Genomic DNA, 17,678 nt, shown 5'->3' with positions numbered 1-17,678 from the left:
TGAGTTAGTTGAGGCGCATGAAGTTCACAGATTAAAGCATTCAATCGCAATTTACCGCAGCCGATTATGCGATATTTCATGGTTTATGCGCTGCCTTAATGAACCGATAGCAAGACAAGCAAATCAAGAAGATAAATGTACAGGTCGTTTCTGGGAAGGTCGCTTTAAATCGCAAGCCCTGCTCGATGAAGCCGCTGTGTTAACTTGTATGGCCTATGTTGATTTGAATCCTATTAGAGCGCAACTGGCTGATACACCAGAACAATCCGACCATACCAGTATTCAGCTGCGTATTCGGGCCGCATTAAAAGGTGAGCAACCTAAAAATCTACTGCCTTTTATCGGTAATGAGCGCGACAACCAGCCCAATGGCATTGCGTTTTTATTATCGGATTACCTTGAATTGGTCGATGATACAGGTCGAATTATTCGAAGTGATAAACGTGGGGCAATCAGTATAAATAGCGCTAAGTTACTGGCAAGATTAAATATCCCACATGACAATTGGCTCAAGCTCACCACTGAGTTTGGCAAGCTATTTCATGGTCCGGTGGGTACGCTGCAAGCACTCACTGATTACTGCGAACATCTAGAAAAGCGACGACGGCACTTTGCGGCAAGCTGTCAGCACTTTCACAGCAACTAACTGTAATACTGCTTAACCAAACCAATCACTGCCCATTTGTTTTATTGGGTGGGTTAGCATGTCTTAAATACACTATTTTTAATGAGTTAGCTCATTTTTATGCCTTAGCTTTAGCCCTTCAACTTTTGATGAATCTCATTTAAGCAATTTTAGCTCGTACAAGTTGTAGACAAACCAAAAGTGCATTATGTTGTTGATCTAAAATGGGTGGCCAGATTTTTAGCCTTTTATCGGTAATGAATGTGACAACCAGCCCAATGGCATTGCGTTTTTATTATCGGATTACCTTGAATTGGTCGATGATACAGGTCGAATTATTCGAAGCGACAAACGAGGTGCTATCAGTGAAAATAGCGCCAAGTTACTGACAAGATTAAATATCCCCTATGACAATTGGCTCAAACTCACTACTGAGTTTGGCAAGTTATTTCATGGCCCTGTGGGTACGCTGCAAGCACTCACTGATTACTGTGAACATCTAGAAAAGCGACGACGGCACTTTGCCGCAAGCTGTCAGCACTTTCACTGCAACTAACTGTAATACTGCTTAACCAAACCAATCACTGCCCATTTGTTTTATTGGGTGGGTTAGCATGTCTTAAATACACTATTTTTAATGAGTTAGCTCATTTTTATGCCTTAGCTTTAGCCCTTCAACTTTTGATGACTCTCATTTAAGCAATTTTAGCTCGTACAAGTTGTAGACAAACCAAAAGTGCATTATGTTGTTGATCTAAAATGGGTGGCCAGATTTTTAGCCAGATTTTTACAAGTTGTAGACAAACCAAAAGTGCATTATGTTGTTGAACTAAAATGGGTGGCCAGATTTTTATTTGGCCAGATTTTTATTTAGAACAAACGTAATGGATGTTGGATAATGGATAGCCAAATTACAGAGTTAAAAGATGTACCAGAAAGTCTTAGCAAGTTAGTAATTAATTACTGTGATCCTTTATTTCTTACTGAACGTCAAAGGGCCAACGAGAAAAATGTAGAGAAGGTTAACGGCACACTCACGTACATTAATTATAAAGGACAACTTTGGGGGGTTACTAACGCACACGTAAGTGATATGGAAAACTCTCAAAGAAAGTTGACTCTGTATGGGTTTGGAACACAACCTATTTGCCTTTCAGAAGTAAATGCTCATGGTGGTTTCAGAGCATTAAGACAAAATGGAGAAACGTCTAGGCCTGACATAGCTATTATTAAAATTTGCGAGACAGTCAAAAAAGTTCACTTTAATAGCAATTCTAGGAAGTCCATTTGCTTGGATGAATGGAAGTATCCAGACCATAGTGAGTCCCTTTCTACTCCAGTTGCATTTGGATTTCCAACTATTCATAAAACTGAGGATAAGTTGCAGACACAAAGCCCACTGGTTTTGGTTACTGGTCACACTTCAAGAAACTGGTCATTTGATAATGAAAAAATTACTTTACATGCAGGATTGCCCAATGATAGTGATTATTTTCTTAGTGGAATCAGTGGAGGTCCCATTTTTCATGCCGAAGATCGCGAGAGTAACCCTTTAATTATAGGGATAGTCTTCGAAGGGTTGCCCAGTAAACCGGAGGCAGAATCTCCTTTATTTGGATTAAATAATGTGGTGGTTACTGGTTACACGTTAACACCGGATATCTTTGATGGGTGGCTCCGCGAATTGAGGTTTGTAGATTAAAACATGCTCAATCATTTCCATACGCGATAAAAGGCCTTACGTTTAGACTAAGATACTTTTTCTAATGAATGTCAGACGAACTAGAGTGGTCGCACTAACTCATTTTTGTCCAAAATCGTGCTGCATAAGGCTTTTAAATCTACAGATTACGCTGATGCCAAAAAGGTGAGTCATGGTGATTTGCGAGACGACCGTCCGCCCCATGGACGGGGCGGTCGAGCATCCACGGATGGACTGGCTGCGAGTCGATGAGCGAATGCCATGGCAAACCTCTAAGTCGGGGCCTATGCATTCAGTTCTCAACAGCTTAAGTTATAAGTCACTCCATCTTACTATTCGTGCACATTTTCCAATGCACTTTTATCCCAAAGCGCTTTATGTATCTCTTTCAAATCTACTGGTTACGCTAGTGCTAAAAAGGCAAGCCAGAGAGTTATGCAAGATGGCAATCAGCCCCTGCCTCCAATAATGAATTTAACTTAAGCCGCTTCAGCTAGCGCAATACCTTGCTTAAAAACGCTTGGGTACGGGCTTCTTTGGGGTGGCTAAATAGTTCATCGGGTGGGCTAGATTCGACCACATAACCGCCGTCCATAAAGATCACTCGATCGGATACATCCCGTGCGAACCCCATTTCGTGGGTGACAATCACCATGGTCATGCCCTTTAATGCGAGGTCTTTCATCACGTCTAGCACATCGCCGACCATTTCTGGGTCGAGTGCCGATGTTGGCTCATCAAATAGCATCAAATCAGGTTCCATCGCTAATGCGCGGGCAATGGCAACCCTTTGCTTTTGGCCGCCAGACAAACTGGCGGGATAGGCATTGGCTTTGTCACTTAAACCAACCTGTGCCAATAGGTCGAGGGCTTTCGTTTCGGCCTGAGCGGGCGTCATTAGTTTTAGGCTAATGGGCGCTAAGGTGATGTTTTGAATGACGGTTTTATGGGGGAACAGGTTAAAGTTTTGAAACACCATGCCCACTTTTTGCCGCAGTTTATCTACGCTCGCATTTGGCGCTGTGATGAGTTGACCTTCAATCTCGATATCGCCTTGGCTTGGCTGCTCTAACAGATTAATACAACGCAAAAAGGTACTCTTGCCACTGCCACTTGGGCCGATCACACTCACCACTTCGCCCTGACGAATATGCTCGCTAATGCCCTTGAGCACTTGGTTATCGCCGAAGTTTTTATGCAGGTTGGTTATTTTAATCACTTTGTTTCAACCTCTTTTCAAATTTCGACAGCACAAATGTGAAGCTGTAGGTCAGGAATAGGTAGATGAGTGCGCAGGTAAATAACGGCACACTGTCCTCGAAGGTGCGGCTACGGATGATTTCACCGGCGCGCATAAGGTCGACACCACCGATAAAGCCAATAACGGCGGTTTCCTTGAGGAGCACGATAAATTCATTACCAAGTGCGGGCAGAATATTCTTGACTGCTTGGGGCAAAATAATCGACTTCATAGTCATCGCTTGGGATAAACCGAGCGAACGGGCCGCTTCGGTTTGACCTTTATCAACGGCTTGAATGCCTGCGCGGATTATCTCAGAAATATACGCGCCGCTATTGAGACCAAAGGCGATGATGGCGGCGGTGATTTTATCGACATCTAATGCTGAAAGTACGATGAAGTAAAGGATCACTAACTGCACAACCACTGGCGTGCCACGGATAACACCGACATAAAGATTGGCGGGGAAGCGGATATACCACTTAGACGACATCTTCATAAAGGTGGTGCCAATGCCTAACACTGCGCCTAATAACATGGCGAAGAAAGTGACGATCAACGTCACCTTCAAACCATTTAATATCAGCAGTATACCTATCATGCCGTCTTCGCCAATTGGGCTGAACAGCGAGCTGTTAATTGCGTCTATCATGCTGATATCACTTTATATGGGCAGAAACGAGCGTCTGATATTGGCCGTCGGCTTTCATCTTAGCCAGTGTTTTATTGATGCTAGCCAGCAGTTCAGGTTGCTCTTTTGATACGGCGAAGCCATAAAACTCAGCAGGAAAATCCAGCTTAATCATCTTTAATTCAGGATTTTTAGCCAGATAGTTAGCGGCAGGTTCGCTGTCGAATAACACTAAATCTACCTTGGCATTTTTAAGCTCCATAATGGCTTCGAAACCCGTATTAAAGGCGGTGATATTTTGGGTATATTTTTTCGACATGATGTCAGCGGTTGTGCCTAACTGCACCGCAAAGTGTTTGCCTTTAATATCTTCAAGCGTATGAATGCTATCGTTATCTTTGTTAACCAGTACCACTTGGGTCGCTTCGTAGTAAGGCTCTGAGAAGTTTACGTTGGCCTGACGTTCAGCGGTAATCGTCATGCCTGAGGCGATAAAATCAATCTTGCCCGAGTTAAGCGCGACGATCAGTGAATCGAATTTCATGTTTTCGACTTTGAGCGTCTTGCCGGCATCTTTAGCGATTTGCTTGGCCAGATCGATATCAAAGCCTTTGATTTCATCGCCACTTTGGCCGCCAACATATTCAAAAGGAGGGAAGGCGGCATTAGTGCCAACGACTAACACGTCATCGCTTTTTCCGCATCCAGCTAACAACAAGGTGGCAGTTAAGGTCAGGCCGCCTAATAACATGGATTTTTTCATTTAAGACTCTCTTATCGATTTCACTATCAGTGTGGCGACTATAGGCAGATGAGCATGTTGTGTCAATAATTATGCTTTTAATTTGATTAAAAATTCATTTTATTTTTACGGTTTTCAGTCGCAAGATTGAGGGCCACTGCTTTCCCGTACAAATTTGTGTATAAGTTGTTTTTTCTGGGTTGAATTCTTGTGCCTTGGTCTATATCTATTGTTACTGTTAGGTTTTTGGCTATCTGTACTTTTGTGGTGTTTATTAGCAGCATCTCAATGAGAGTGTCATAATTTGAACTATCGCCTATTATTCTTCGATTAAATTGGCTAGTTTAGCCGCTCTTTAACGGCAACCTTAGTTGGTGTTATTCCTATTTTATGCAGTTTAACCCTCTGGTTGATTTGATTATCAAACTAGAAACGATGTTTCAGGAGTCAAAAGTGAACTATTTCAACTCTGCATTAGTGTGTTTAGCCCTGTGCTTATCGAGTGCACTGCAGGCCGAAGAGCAAACTCAGTGGCATTACAGCTTAGGCAGCCATGATTTTGTGGTCGAGGATTCCCACACCTTAGGAGTGAATGCGAGTCTATTGTTAGAACATAAAACCCAAAGCGATATTTTGCTGACGGCGGCGCTGGATGCTTATATAGACATAGACGTCGATAAACTCGACCCTGACCATATCCCAGTGTGGTTTAAGTCCACCTATGCCGCGAGTGGTGAGTTGTATCGTATTAATCCTGAATTTTCATTGGGTTGGCAGTTCGACTTACAAGGAAAGCGTAATACTGTTAGCTCGGTGGAGAAACAAGCTAAGGTATTTCCTGGGCTTACAGCTAGCTTTGACGGGCAAGAATTACAGGCCCAGTTGAAGGCGGGAGCGGGTTATTACTATCTCGAAATCGATGACGATGTGCCTAGAACCCGAGGTTACGACCGTGGCGATTTTGGCAACGGTACCTTTGCTTATACCTTTATGGGAAGTGTAGGGGCTAATGTGACGCCTAAGCTACATATGCAAGTGGCCGCGCAGACATGGCAGGACGAGGGCAAATGGTTAGAGAATCAATATCGCTTTGAGCTGAGTTACCAAACCGATTTTTGGCGGCCTAACAGCATGCTCGTGTTGAGCGCCGAGCACACGCAATACAATTTAGACCACTATGCCAAAGTCGATATTAACTCGGCTGAGTATTTGCCTATTTTGCCATGGGATAGCGATACGCTAGTGCGTTTAAGCTTAGTGATCCCTTGGTAACAGAGTGTCACTTATGAGTTAAGTGTTTCTCGACTAAAGCAATCATGGCTTGAGCCGCGAAGGATAAGACTTGGTCCTTGCGCCAAAAGAGGGATAACTCCCAGCGCAGCTCGTCACTCGCCAGTGGGATATTTACGACGCCGGGTACACTGTAGCGCCGCGCGATGGAGCGCGGTAATACCATCACCCCTGTGCCCGCGGCGACTAAGGCAATACCGAAATCGGCTTGGCTAACGCGGGTGATGTTTTTAGGGACAAATCCGGCGTGTCGGCAGGCATTGAGCACTAATTGATAGAGGGTGTATTCGGTTTCGAACATCACCTGAGGGTCGGCACTAAGATCGCTAAACGATAATATCTGTCTGGTGGATAACGGATTTTCCTTAGGCAGCACCACTACCATAGGATCGTTAAACACGCGTATGCCGTCATAGCCCTCATCAAAATCAATAATCCCAGTAGCCAGTTCAATTTCGCCCTTTTGGATTGCCGCGGTTTGCTCTACACCGCCACGGACGAGTAAGTGCATCTCTATCTGCGGATATTGCTGGCGATATTTGGCAATAATCGGGGCAAAAATTTCGGCACTCCCTAGAGGAGCCAATCCGAGATTGAGTTCGCCCGCGGTTAAGCTGCGTTGGGCTGTGAGTTCAGCGAGCATGCGTTGTCGGCCAGCGAGTAACTCTTTGCCATGTCGATAAACAACTTCGCCCGCGGGCGTGAGTTTGACTTGGGTGCCGCGTTTACCGCGTTCGAGTAAGATGAGGTCTAGCTCCTCTTCCAATTGGCGTACGGCTTTTGATAGTGCAGGTTGGGTGAGATGGACTTTTTCGCTGGCTTTACCGAAGCCTCCAGCATCGACGATTTCGATAAAATAGCGGATAACTTTGAGGTCCATTAAGGTTCACCTTTAAATGTATTCTTAAAATTCATGAATTACATTCTTAATATTCATTTTTTTTATCAAATAGGCAAGCCTAGAATAGCTCTATAGAAAACTTTGTTCTAACCGAGAAAATCATGTCATTCCCACAAGCCGCAATACGTCAGTGTCGACATTGGGCTTTGTTATTAAGCCAAATTGGCCTCTTCTGTTTACTGTCCTTCGCATGTCACTGGTTCGCCACTTGGGCACATTCTCCTATTCCAGGGAGTGTGATTGGCTTAGGCATACTCTTATTTTTATTAGGTTTTAAACTCATTCCTGAAAATGCAGTGCAACTGGGTGCCGCTTGGTTGATTGGTGAGTTATTGCTGTTTTTCATCCCGCCAGTGATATCCGTTATTAAGTACGAAGGTTTGTTTGAGCAATACGGCACCAATATATTGTTCACTTTAGTGATGGGCAGTGTGTGTGTGATGTTTGGTACTGGCTTTGTGGTCGATAGAGTGTTTCGTTTTGAGCGCCAACTGAACATCAAAAAGCAAGCCCGTCGCCACGCTAAGGCGGCTTAGTTATGACTGACTCAAGAGTGGTGGATTTTGTGTTGTCGCAGACGGGATTAGCCTTATTCAGCTTATTGCTGACCATATTCTGTTACTTCGGTGCCAAGCGTCTCTATAAGTACCATAGAGTCTGGTGGTTAGCGCCCATAGTATTAGCGCCAATAGTGATTACCTTATTGGTGTTTAATCTTAAAATCCCGCTGCCAACCTATTTTGAATACACCCATTGGTTAATGGCCATGTTAGCGCCAGCAACTATCGCCTTTGCTTTGCCGATTTATCGTGAGCGTAACTTGATCCGCCAGTATCCGCTGACGATTGGTTTAGGCGTGATGGCGGGATTGTTTTTAGGGATGATGTCTTCTTGGCTGCTGGTGAAGTTTGTGCCTCTGCCGGTGGAGTTGTCTAAGAGTTTGCTGGTACGTTCGGTGTCGACGCCCTTTGCGATGGAGGCGACCAGTGCCTTTGGCGGCGTGCCTGAGTTGACGGCCATGATGGTGTTAATTACAGGCGTCATTGGCATCTTGGTGTGCGATCCCTTATTCAAATTTATGCGTATTCGTACTTCGTTAGGTAAAGGCGTTGCTCTAGGGGCATCTGCCCATGGTGCGGGCGCCGCAAAAGCCAATGAAATCGGCAAGCAAGAGGGCGTTATCGCCAGTTTGACTATGATTTTTATTGGTATCGCTATGGTGTTAGGCGCACCCGTTTTTGCATTGATTTTTATCTAGGCTTTGAATGCTATCGTGTGAATTTTATGGTTTGAATTTACACACCTCAATTTCGGCAAATTTGCCTCTTCGAGCGCTAACTCCTTCTCGGTTATGCGCTTTTTTTTGAGCTTACCTTCATAAAATGTGGCATGCTGTACCAAGTTGAAATACATAGTATTAATGGTGATACCTATGTCTAGTAAGTCAGACAAACAGCCAAACACGCAATACAGCGTGAGTTTACGCCCGATTATTGAAAGTGATCTTGACGCTATTTTTGTGCATCAAAGCGATCCCATTGCTAACCAGCTTGCTCAATTTCCTCCTCGGGATCGGGAAGCGTTTTTTAAACATTGGCATCAAAATATTCTTGGACAAGTGAATGTATTACCAAGGGCGATAGTGGTCGATGGCAAGTTTGTGGGCAATATTGGGCATTGGCAAAGTGATGGACAAGCGCTTATAGGGTATTGGATTGACCGTGAATATTGGGGCAAAGGTATCGCGACACAGACCTTAGCGCAATTTTTGCCTTTAGTCAGTTTAAGACCCCTCTTTGCCCATGTGGCTAAACATAATTTAGCTTCACAGCGAGTGCTGCTCAGACACGGTTTTGTGCTGACAGACCAACTGATACAAGAGAGCGAAGATACTGAAGCCTTACTCGAATTTGTCTTACGCTAGCGGATAAGATGCTATAACGCGGCATTTTAGGGCGTATGTTAACGCTTTCATTCGCCTAAAATGACGTATTTAGATGCTTGAAACCACTGTTGTACAGGGACTTTTGTTAAAAGTGCAAAAAGTCGCCCATTATTTTCATTTCAAATTATTCTACTGAAAAAAGCCTCTTTCTAAGATTTTGTCTCTACTGTAATTGAAAAGCCTAGATCTAGATGCTTTATTGCTCTGGATTGGTGACAGGTTAAGCTGGTTTTACATAAAAAAATTGAGAAGAAAGTGCTGATCTTACTGATAAAAGTCTAATTGCATTCTATTTCTTTCACTGTAGAACTCCTATACTTAGCCAAAACCTGTGCCATAGCACAATCGATCCCTTATCTATTCAGTGAAATCTATATGAAGATCCGTTTTCTGCTCAGTAGTTTTATTCTTGCGTGCAGCAGTCTCACCGTTGCCACGACAGCGCATTCAGCCGATTCGGCCTCTGTCGCATATAAAAGCACCAAAACTCAATCGACAGCAAAAACGAAGCAAGCACCATTAAAGCAAGAAATTGCAGGGCGTAGTGCGATAGTCGTGGACTTAAAAACCAATGAAGTGCTTTATTCCAATAATCCTAATGCAGTAATGTCAATTGCATCTGTCACTAAGTTGATGACAGCTATGGTGGTGCTGGATGCAAAGTTACCTATGGAGCAAAAGCTTGCGGTAAACATCCGTGATACCAAAGAAATGAAAGGTGTTTATTCTCGAGTTCGTATCGGCAGTGAAATCAGCCGTAAAGAAATGTTATTGCTGACCTTAATGTCATCAGAAAACCGTGCAGCTGCAAGTCTTGCACATCATTATCCCGGTGGTCATAAAGCTTTTATTAAGGCGATGAATGCCAAAGCAAAAGCGCTGGGAATGAAAAATACCCGCTATGTTGAACCTACAGGTTTATCCTATAAAAACGTTTCGAGTGCCAGTGATCTGATTGTATTACTTAAGGCCAGTGAAAAGTACCCTATGCTAGGCCAGCTGAGTTCGACCGAGAAGAAGACGGTTACCTTTGCCAACCCAAGATACAGTTTAGATTTTCGTAATACCAATCGTTTGGTTTATAAAGATAACTGGGATATTCATCTAACCAAAACAGGCTTTACGAATGCAGCAGGGCACTGCCTTGTGATGCGTACTGAAATGGCAAAACGCCAAGTGGCATTTGTCGTGCTCGATGCTTACGGCAAATATACTCATATTGCGGATGCTAACCGTTTACGTAACTGGCTAGAGACTGGCAAAGTCACTCCTATTCCTGCTGAAGCTAAGCAATACAAGAAACAACGTAGCCAGCAGCAATTAGCTAAGTTGAGTGAGACCTAGGCTTTGACCTTGAAGTCGAACAGGAGCATATCTCTTGCCTTAACGGCTTTGTAAAGACTAAAAAACCAAAGGCCAGATGAGCAATCCATCTGGCCTTTGGCTTTTTAATACTGTAAGTCCTTGATGATTTTTGGTAAATTCCCCGTGGTATTATTACCATAGTGATTGATGTACTCAAGGAAGAAATACGTGTGGCTGTTTTACTAAAAAAACTTCAACTGATTTATTTTCCCTTCTTATTCATGAGCCTGTTATTTATCTCTGGCTACAGCTTAATCCATTGGCTGTTGTTGATTAAATTTGAGTTTTTTAGCTTAGATGAAGATCTGGTCAATTTTGGATTACCGCTGATATTGTCATGGCTCTTGTTGCTTGTTTTTCTGAGGCCAAGGCTAAAACTGCTGAAGTTTGTTAAGGATAATTCACGCTTTTTCTATCTACTTTTCGCCGTGCAGCTCGTGGCTGTGCCTTGTATTATTGCGCAGGAATATCTTAAAACAGCAACGGGTCAGTTAACCCAATTAGCATCGATCCAAGAATTGTATCTGCATAAAAAGACACAGTATTACCAGTTACAGCAAGCTTATATTGATAAGACGCAAATTGGTGTGCAGCGAAAGATTGAGGTGACAGGAAAAGGTAACAGTCACTTGAATATGACGCTCTATATTGCGATGCCGATTTTTGCGAGTGGCGCCGATCGTCGCCGAACTTCTGTCTTAGCTTGGTATGGTAAAACTTATCAGCAGGAGATCAGTAATAGACTCGAACCCGATGAAAAGGAACAAGCATACAAGGCATTTTTGACTCAATCCCAACGTGAGCTTGATCAGTTTGACCCGCAAACGTTTGTTTACCTTGAACGATTAGCCCCATCGTCGCTGCAGAGAGACTTACTTAGCGCAGCAGAGAAAAGTCCGCTTTATCAAGCTGAATACCCAACGATTTTTATGCCGAAGTTTGAGCCATTTGAAGCCCGTAATGGCCATAAACTCGCTTGGATGCTGATTTGGTTTGTTGCAGGTGCGTTAGTCTGGTTTGTGCCCTTGCTGCGGGTGAAACTGGATGAAGAGGTGCTTAAGGCTGAAACAGTTACAAAGCGTTTGAACCATGCCGGTACAATCGCCGAGCTTAATGATTTTTTTGAAATGATACGGCCCAAGCCGGGTTTTATTGCAACTCCAATTCTGATGTATCTCAATGTATTAGTGTTTATCTTTATGGCATGGTCAAGCCAACATGTTATTAGTCTACAGGGGAGTTTCCTGCTTGAATGGGGAGCTAACTTTCGACCTAAAGTGCTTGCTGGTGAGTGGTGGCGCTTAATTACGAGTACCTTTATCCATGGCGGTTTAGCCCACTTAGCGCTGAATCTTTACGGCTTGTTTTTTGTCGGCAGCTTACTTGAACCTGTACTCGGTAAGTGGCGACTATTTTTGGCGTATTTGTTCACAGGGATATTGGCCAGTATCGCCAGTATCTGTTGGTATGATGCCACTGTGAGTGTCGGTGCATCGGGCGCCATTATGGGGCTATTAGGTATACTCGTGATTTGGGCTTGGAAAAAGATGTTCCCTGAGGATATCAACTGGGTACTGAGTATTAACTTGGCATTTTTTGTGACCATAAGTCTTGTCGCAGGATTATTGGGTGGAGTGGACAATGCTGCCCATATTGGCGGATTGTTGAGTGGGTTAGTGTTGGGTTACCTTTCGCTGCGCTATGCTCAGCGGGCTCAGGGGACTCGAGGTGCTCAAAGAGCTCGGAAGATTGAGGGCCATAGCCCAGCTAAAAAACGTAAGCCGAGACGCAAATAAGCCGCGCTCGGCTTTGGATTTAAGAAGATTTAGGCGTGTTCAAACATTAAGAACAAGTAAACGATAAACAGCACTATATGCGTCGCGCCGTGCAGGGCATTGGTGCGACCGCTGCTGAAGCTGACCTTGCAGACCATTAAACTGGTGATTAACAGCACCATGTCGGCGGCTGACAAACCTAAATGCACTTCTTGATCTATCACGCTGCCAATAATTAAGACTGCGGGAACGGTAAGGGCAATCGTGGCGAGCACTGAGCCGAAGTACAGATTCATCGCCCGCTGTAATTGATTGTTTAACGCCGCCTTAAATCCGCCCACCGCTTCGGGTGACAAGATCAAACAGGCCACGATAAAGCCACCTAATGCCTGCGGTGCGCCTAAGGTAGCGACACTGTAATTGATTGGCATAGCTAAGGTTTTTGCTAATAAGATCACCACCAACAAGTAACCAATCAATAGCACGGTATGATAGGCATTACTGCGTAATATGCCGTGGTGTTCCTCGTGATCTTCATGGTCGGCATCGACAAAGAAATGGCTGTGGCTCTTGGTTTGCACCACTAAAAATACGCCATAGAGCAGAATCGAAATAATGATCAGCATCCAAGACATGGCTTTAGACATGCTGCCGATAGTGCCGCCTTCGGTAAAATTGGGCAACACTAAACAGAGTAAGGCGAGCGGGATAATGACGACCAAATAGGATTTTACGCCATCTAAATTAAAAAGCTGGGTGTGGTAACGCCAGCCGCCAAGTAATAAGGTGAATCCCACTAAGCCATTGATAATCAACATGACCACGGCAAACATAGTGTCGCGCGCCATCACAGGGTTAGGTTCCCCTGTCAGCATCACGGAGGAGATCATCACCACTTCGAGTGATATTACCGACAGGGTTAAGATTAAAGTGCCATAGGGATCGCCAAGCTTAATCGCTAGCGCATCAGAGTGGCGCACCACTGAGAAGATGGCCCAAGTGACAACGCCCAATAGGGCGAGCGATACGGGAATATAGGTCGAAAGCGCAGTGCCATCGGCGAGTAAGCTATCGCCACCGGTTTTAAAGAATACTAAGGTCAGTATTCCCAGTAGCAGGGCGAACTCGTCTTTCATAAATGTCTTCATAGGCAGTTTGTCCAAAGCGAAAAAAAGGCCGTTAGTATAGACACTTGTTATGGCACACTTTGCATGAAACTTCTTTTAGATTTGGGGTTAAGGATAAATATTTGAGCTAGATCGCTGTAATCCCCAACCCCATTTCTACGTTAGCCGTGGTGCTCGGTTTTAATCAGTTTGCCGAGTTGATCATAGTGATTCCAATCACCTGACTCTCGGTCACTGATGTAACTGCCTTCGGTGCGTTTTTCGCCATTAGGCCAAAAGCTTTGCCATAGACCTTCCTTGCGATCCCTCAGATATGTCCCTTGTTCGGCTAGTTTGCCATTATTGTGATAATAGCTGGCATCGCCTTCTTTTTGGCCTTTTACCCAAGTTTCAACGAGTTGTGGTTTACCGTTCTGGTGATATTGTTTAACCTGACCATCGAACGAGCCTTTGGCATAAGTGGCCTCTAGTTTGAGTTGGCCGTTACTGTAGTATTCCTTCGATTGACCATGGTTTTGCCCGTCTAAAAACTCAGTGCTGGCCGCTTGCATCCCATCCTCAAACCAGCTTTCCCATAGTCCAGTTTGATTGCCTTTATCCATAGTGCCGCTGAGTTTTAGCTGGCCATTATTGGGATAATATTCGGCATACGGGCCTGTTTTATCATTTTTATCATAGGTTTCGGAGCGGTAAACCACTTGCTTAAAGCTGTAAAACTCCCTAACGCCGTGACGCTTGTTTTCCTGCCAATGGCTTTTTTGTTGGATATTCCCTTCTGGAATCGCGCCATAGGTAGGGTCTTTTTCTTCGTAGCGGTAGTCAATCCACAGACCTGTTTTTTGATTATCGAGATATTGCCCTGCCACACGGCGACGTCCGTGGTAATACTCTATGTAGTCACCATTGAGTTTGCCATCGGCGAAGGTTTGCTCCCGCTGTTTCTGGCCTTCGCTGTACTGGATCCATAAGCCTTGTTTATTGCCGTTTTGATATTCGCCTTCTTCATTAGGATCGCCATTGGCATACCAACGGGCAAAATGGCCATCGAGCGGATAACGACTGGCATTTTCCTTTTTCTTTGAGGCGTAATGGGCGAGTTCGCGAGGTTTGCCATTGTCATAAAAGGATTCATATTGACCCACCCATTGACCATTAATGCGTTTGCCCCGCTCATTAACAGTGCCATCCTCAAAGTAGGACTCTGATTTACCCGTCAGTTTACCTTCGACATATTCATCTAAGCTGCGCAGTTGACCATTGCTATGGTAACGGCGTGATTCACCGTGTCGCTGCCCCTGATGCCATTGCTCGGAAGATTGCAGTTTGCCTGCGCTATAGCGCTCAAATAGTCCATCTCGAATGCCCATGTCGTAGTGGCTTTTTTCGAGCAAATGACCTTCGGCATCATAACGCTCCGATGGTCCATGAAGCGGATATTGTCCATTCTCAGCCAGCTTTGAGTCTTGATAGCTGCGCAGTTCTTTAAGTTGGCCATTGTCGTAGAAATACTTTTGCGTACCGGCAAGTTGGTTCTGCTTATAGTTGAGATCGCTGGTGAGGTTTCCTTCGGCATTAAAATATTGCTGCTGCCCATCTAAAGCGTCGTTAACATACTGTTCTTCAACTTGTAATTTACCCGCATCGTTAAATTGCTGACACTTGCCTTGGCGTTGCCCTGCCTTATATTGGCAGAGGCTAGCGAGTTCGCCATTGGGGTAAAATGTCCGTTCTTCACCATCGAGCTGATTAAGATTGAACTGACTGGCACTCGATTTAGTCCCGTCGTCGAAGAAGGTTTCCCACAATCCTTGGCGGCGGCCTTCGGCATCGAAGCGACCTGTCACAGAAACTTGCCCGTCGGGATTTTGTTCTAAATAGGGGCCGGAGAGTTGGTTGTTTGCATAGCTTTGGCTTTGGGATAAGGTGCCGTTTTCATAGAAACTTTCCCATTTACCGTGGCGCAGGTTGTCGAGGTAGCTTTCTTGGGCTTGCAGTTTTCCACTGGCATAGAAGCGTTTTACCTGCTCTTTTTTACCGTCTTTATAGTGTGTTGTTTGGGTGAGTTGGCCGCTGCTGTTGTATTCCTTCCATTCGCCCGTGGGCACGCCTTTGGTAAATTGCTGCTCCTCTGTGACTGCACCGCTTAAATCGAACAGTCGCCAAGTGCCATCTTGATAACCCTGCTGATAGTTTCCTTCGATAAGCTTGCTGTTATTGGTATGAAATACTTGCCATTTACCATTCGGTATCCCCTGGGAAAATTGCCCTAAGGTATATCCTTGGTTATCGCGGACTATGGCGATATCGCCATTTAAGGGCATGCCAGTGGCGAGATTGTAATAGCTGGGAATTCCGTCTTGCTGACGAATTTCGACCATCATGGAGGAGAGATTTTGCGCGGCCTGCGCATGGAGACTCACTATGCTAGCCCCTGCAATGGCGAGGCTAATCACGCGAAATTGGGTATTGAACATGCTGATTCCTTGTTCTGGGTCTTAAGGCCAAGGTATGTGCGGCCTATGTAAGAATCCTAATTTTAAACTGCTTGGTTTATCTATTGCGCAGTGCACTTACATGCAGTGCACAGCGTCTAGGCTTAAGCTAAAACCGAGGGAAAACATCATCAGAAGTGACCACAGGGGGTGGCATTTCCTGATTTAAAAACTGGCCATGATGGTAGCTATTAATCACCCGTATCCAGCCATGATCCTCAAACTCGTATTGTTTACCATCAAGCCTGCCTAGTTCGTCATAATTGGCGATTTGGAGCACATAGTCTTCTGATGAGCGCAATTCCCAATAGCCGACTTGTTTGCCTTGGTCATAGCGACCATACCAATAGCGTCTTTCAGGGTTGGGTATTGGGCGAAAACCGAACTCACCATCGGTAAATATCCAATCGCCATCCTGTTCACCATTACGGTATTCGCCTTTTTCATACACTTGGCCGTTACTGGCGTAACGCTGGACTAATCCATCGGGCTTGCCATGTTTAAAGTGAATAGATTCAAGCAACTGGCCAGAGTTGGTCTTGTTGAGGTATTCACCGTGGAGCTCACCATTATCATCGTGGCTATAGGTGAGGGTGGCGTCATCTTGAAATTTCTTCCAAGTACCTGCTTGTTTATCTTTGGCATATTGACCTTGCTCTACTAGCTGAGTTTTCCCTGTGGCAGGCTCAATTTTTACCGTTTCATAGGCGCCTTCACGCTTACCCGCCTGATAATATTCGCGGGAGAGGGTGATGACATCGTTGTAGTCGAAAGATTTTATCTGTAAGCCATTCAATTGCTTATTGAGTCGCTCCTGGCGCTCGATTAACAAGCCTTTTTTGAAGGTTTCGGAGAGTGACCAGTTTTTGAGTTTGTCTTCTTCTTGAGTCTCAATCAATTGGTCATCGCGATAGCGCTGCTGTTTACGATAAACCCAGCTATTACCTTGGTATTTGCTGTCTGTGGTTTTTTTAATTTGCCCTTGTTCATCGTATTCGATAGCTTGGAGGACATCACCCTTATCGTTGGTGACTTCCTTTAATTTGATCTGACCATTTTCATAATAAGTCAGCTGCTCACCGACCTTATAATCAGCTTGATATTGGTAGTGGCGCTCGACCTTGCCATCCGGGAAGTATTCAAAATAATCCCCCTGTTTTTTATCTTTAACATAAGCTTGGGTCGAAAGCAGTTTACCAAAGCCCCAACTCGTTTCGTTGCCATGTTTGAGCCCATCCACCATGGGGATTTCGAGGTGTAAGTTGCCATTGTCATAGTATTGGGTGACACAGGTGCCACTTTTACAGACTTTGCCTCTAAGTTTGCCTTCGTCATCATAGAGTTCGCTTATGCCTACTTCTTTGCCATTTTGATAGCTCGCTTTGTAACGGATATTGCCGCCTTCCCAGTAATTCGTTTCTAGGCCTTGTTTCACGCCATTTTCATAGTGCGTTTCAACATACAGTTGACCGGTGGCAATGTATTTTTTAAGCAAGCCATGAAGTTGGCCTTGCTCGTTACGAAAGCCTTGCTCGTACGGTTTGCCATCCTCAAAGTAACATTGATACGCACCGCGAAATTGTTCGCTGGTGATTTTTTTACCGATCTTGTTATCGGCGAGGGCGCTGGCGCAGAAAAGCATATCTTTGTTTTTGTAATAGACCTCAGCCTTATAATTGCCATCGATCATTTCAGTCGATAGCTTTAAATAGTACTGAGCCTGTTTTTTATCTTTGACGACATTCCAATGTTCATCGAGTAGCACACTGTCTGCACTGGCATTAGCACTGATAAGTACGAGTGCTCCAAGGAGCCGATTTACTGTAAATAGACGCATAACCGC

General features: G+C 44.6%; 15 protein-coding genes and 1 pseudogene. 9 read left to right on the top strand and 7 right to left on the bottom strand.

Annotation, left to right across the window (positions count from 1 at the left end; genetic code table 11):
• The 3 genes and pseudogenes from Q4Q52_RS10445 to Q4Q52_RS10435 all read left to right on the top strand — a co-directional run.
• Nucleotides 1-646: transposase (locus Q4Q52_RS10445; protein WP_311990570.1), on the top strand; the 646-nt coding region annotated here is incomplete at its 5' end.
• Between the two features lie 223 nt (nucleotides 647-869).
• Nucleotides 870-1,181: pseudogene (locus Q4Q52_RS10440) on the top strand (transposase); the annotation flags it as partial.
• Nucleotides 1,182-1,523: 342 nt separating this feature from the next.
• Nucleotides 1,524-2,327: a hypothetical protein gene (locus Q4Q52_RS10435; protein WP_311990569.1), complete on the top strand. Its 804-nt coding sequence runs from the start codon at nucleotides 1,524-1,526 to the stop codon at nucleotides 2,325-2,327.
• A gap of 493 nt (nucleotides 2,328-2,820) precedes the next feature.
• On the opposite strand, the gene Q4Q52_RS10430 is transcribed toward Q4Q52_RS10435, so the two are convergent.
• Genes Q4Q52_RS10430 through Q4Q52_RS10420 form a run of 3 tightly spaced genes read right to left on the bottom strand, consistent with a single transcriptional unit; the run spans nucleotide 2,821 to nucleotide 4,961 of the window.
• Entirely contained in the window at nucleotides 2,821-3,546 is a 726-nt protein-coding gene (locus Q4Q52_RS10430; RefSeq protein ID WP_311990568.1) for an amino acid ABC transporter ATP-binding protein, read from the bottom strand.
• Nucleotides 3,539-4,219, bottom strand: coding sequence for an amino acid ABC transporter permease (locus Q4Q52_RS10425; protein WP_115335381.1), 681 nt, complete (start codon nucleotides 4,217-4,219; stop codon nucleotides 3,539-3,541). Before Q4Q52_RS10425 ends, Q4Q52_RS10430 begins: the two co-directional genes overlap by 8 nt.
• Before the next feature lie 7 nt (nucleotides 4,220-4,226).
• Nucleotides 4,227-4,961, bottom strand: coding sequence for a basic amino acid ABC transporter substrate-binding protein (locus tag Q4Q52_RS10420; protein WP_311990567.1), 735 nt, complete (start codon nucleotides 4,959-4,961; stop codon nucleotides 4,227-4,229).
• 369 nt (nucleotides 4,962-5,330) lie between these two features.
• On the opposite strand from Q4Q52_RS10420, the gene Q4Q52_RS10415 reads away from it, so the two are divergent.
• Nucleotides 5,331-6,212 carry a hypothetical protein gene (locus Q4Q52_RS10415; protein ID WP_311990566.1) on the top strand — a complete coding sequence of 294 codons (882 nt, stop codon included), beginning with the start codon at nucleotides 5,331-5,333 and terminating at the stop codon, nucleotides 6,210-6,212.
• A gap of 7 nt (nucleotides 6,213-6,219) precedes the next feature.
• On the opposite strand, the gene Q4Q52_RS10410 is transcribed toward Q4Q52_RS10415, so the two are convergent.
• Nucleotides 6,220-7,110 carry a LysR family transcriptional regulator gene (locus Q4Q52_RS10410; RefSeq protein ID WP_028761648.1) on the bottom strand — a complete coding sequence of 297 codons (891 nt, stop codon included), beginning with the start codon at nucleotides 7,108-7,110 and terminating at the stop codon, nucleotides 6,220-6,222.
• Between the two features lie 122 nt (nucleotides 7,111-7,232).
• Between Q4Q52_RS10410 and Q4Q52_RS10405 the strand changes: the two genes are divergently transcribed.
• The 5 genes from Q4Q52_RS10405 (at nucleotide 7,233) to Q4Q52_RS10385 (ending at nucleotide 12,237) form a co-directional block, all read left to right on the top strand.
• Nucleotides 7,233-7,667, top strand: coding sequence for a CidA/LrgA family protein (locus Q4Q52_RS10405; protein WP_028761649.1), 435 nt, complete (start codon nucleotides 7,233-7,235; stop codon nucleotides 7,665-7,667).
• 2 nt (nucleotides 7,668-7,669) lie between these two features.
• A complete protein-coding gene (locus tag Q4Q52_RS10400) occupies nucleotides 7,670-8,389 on the top strand; it encodes an LrgB family protein (RefSeq protein WP_311990565.1) in 720 nt (239 codons plus the stop codon).
• A gap of 174 nt (nucleotides 8,390-8,563) precedes the next feature.
• Complete coding sequence (locus tag Q4Q52_RS10395) at nucleotides 8,564-9,055, top strand: GNAT family N-acetyltransferase (protein WP_311990564.1); 492 nt, start codon at nucleotides 8,564-8,566, stop codon at nucleotides 9,053-9,055.
• 396 nt (nucleotides 9,056-9,451) lie between these two features.
• On the top strand, nucleotides 9,452-10,420 hold the full coding sequence (pbpG, locus tag Q4Q52_RS10390; protein ID WP_105251600.1) for a D-alanyl-D-alanine endopeptidase: 969 nt from the start codon (nucleotides 9,452-9,454) through the stop codon (nucleotides 10,418-10,420).
• A gap of 191 nt (nucleotides 10,421-10,611) precedes the next feature.
• On the top strand, nucleotides 10,612-12,237 hold the full coding sequence (locus tag Q4Q52_RS10385; RefSeq protein ID WP_311990563.1) for a rhomboid family intramembrane serine protease: 1,626 nt from the start codon (nucleotides 10,612-10,614) through the stop codon (nucleotides 12,235-12,237).
• 29 nt (nucleotides 12,238-12,266) lie between these two features.
• Here Q4Q52_RS10385 and Q4Q52_RS10380 read toward each other — a convergent pair whose 3' ends face one another.
• The 3 genes from Q4Q52_RS10380 to Q4Q52_RS10370 form a co-directional block, all read right to left on the bottom strand.
• Nucleotides 12,267-13,364, bottom strand: a complete 1,098-nt coding sequence (locus Q4Q52_RS10380; RefSeq protein WP_300476799.1) for a calcium:proton antiporter — start codon at nucleotides 13,362-13,364, stop codon at nucleotides 12,267-12,269.
• A 140-nt stretch (nucleotides 13,365-13,504) separates the two neighbouring features.
• The gene (locus tag Q4Q52_RS10375; RefSeq protein WP_311990562.1) at nucleotides 13,505-15,817 is read right to left on the bottom strand and encodes a hypothetical protein; all 2,313 of its coding nucleotides are present in this window, start codon (nucleotides 15,815-15,817) and stop codon (nucleotides 13,505-13,507) included.
• A gap of 127 nt (nucleotides 15,818-15,944) precedes the next feature.
• Nucleotides 15,945-17,672 carry a hypothetical protein gene (locus tag Q4Q52_RS10370; protein ID WP_311990561.1) on the bottom strand — a complete coding sequence of 576 codons (1,728 nt, stop codon included), beginning with the start codon at nucleotides 17,670-17,672 and terminating at the stop codon, nucleotides 15,945-15,947.
• Nucleotides 17,673-17,678: the final 6 nt, after the last annotated feature.

Origin of the sequence: Shewanella sp. SP1S2-4, from assembly GCF_031932075.1 — a bacterium.
In the GTDB taxonomy this organism is placed as follows: Bacteria; Pseudomonadota; Gammaproteobacteria; order Enterobacterales; family Shewanellaceae; genus Shewanella; species Shewanella baltica.
The sequence above is the reverse complement of the archived record's forward strand: the minus strand, read 5'-3'. Positions and strand labels throughout refer to the sequence as shown.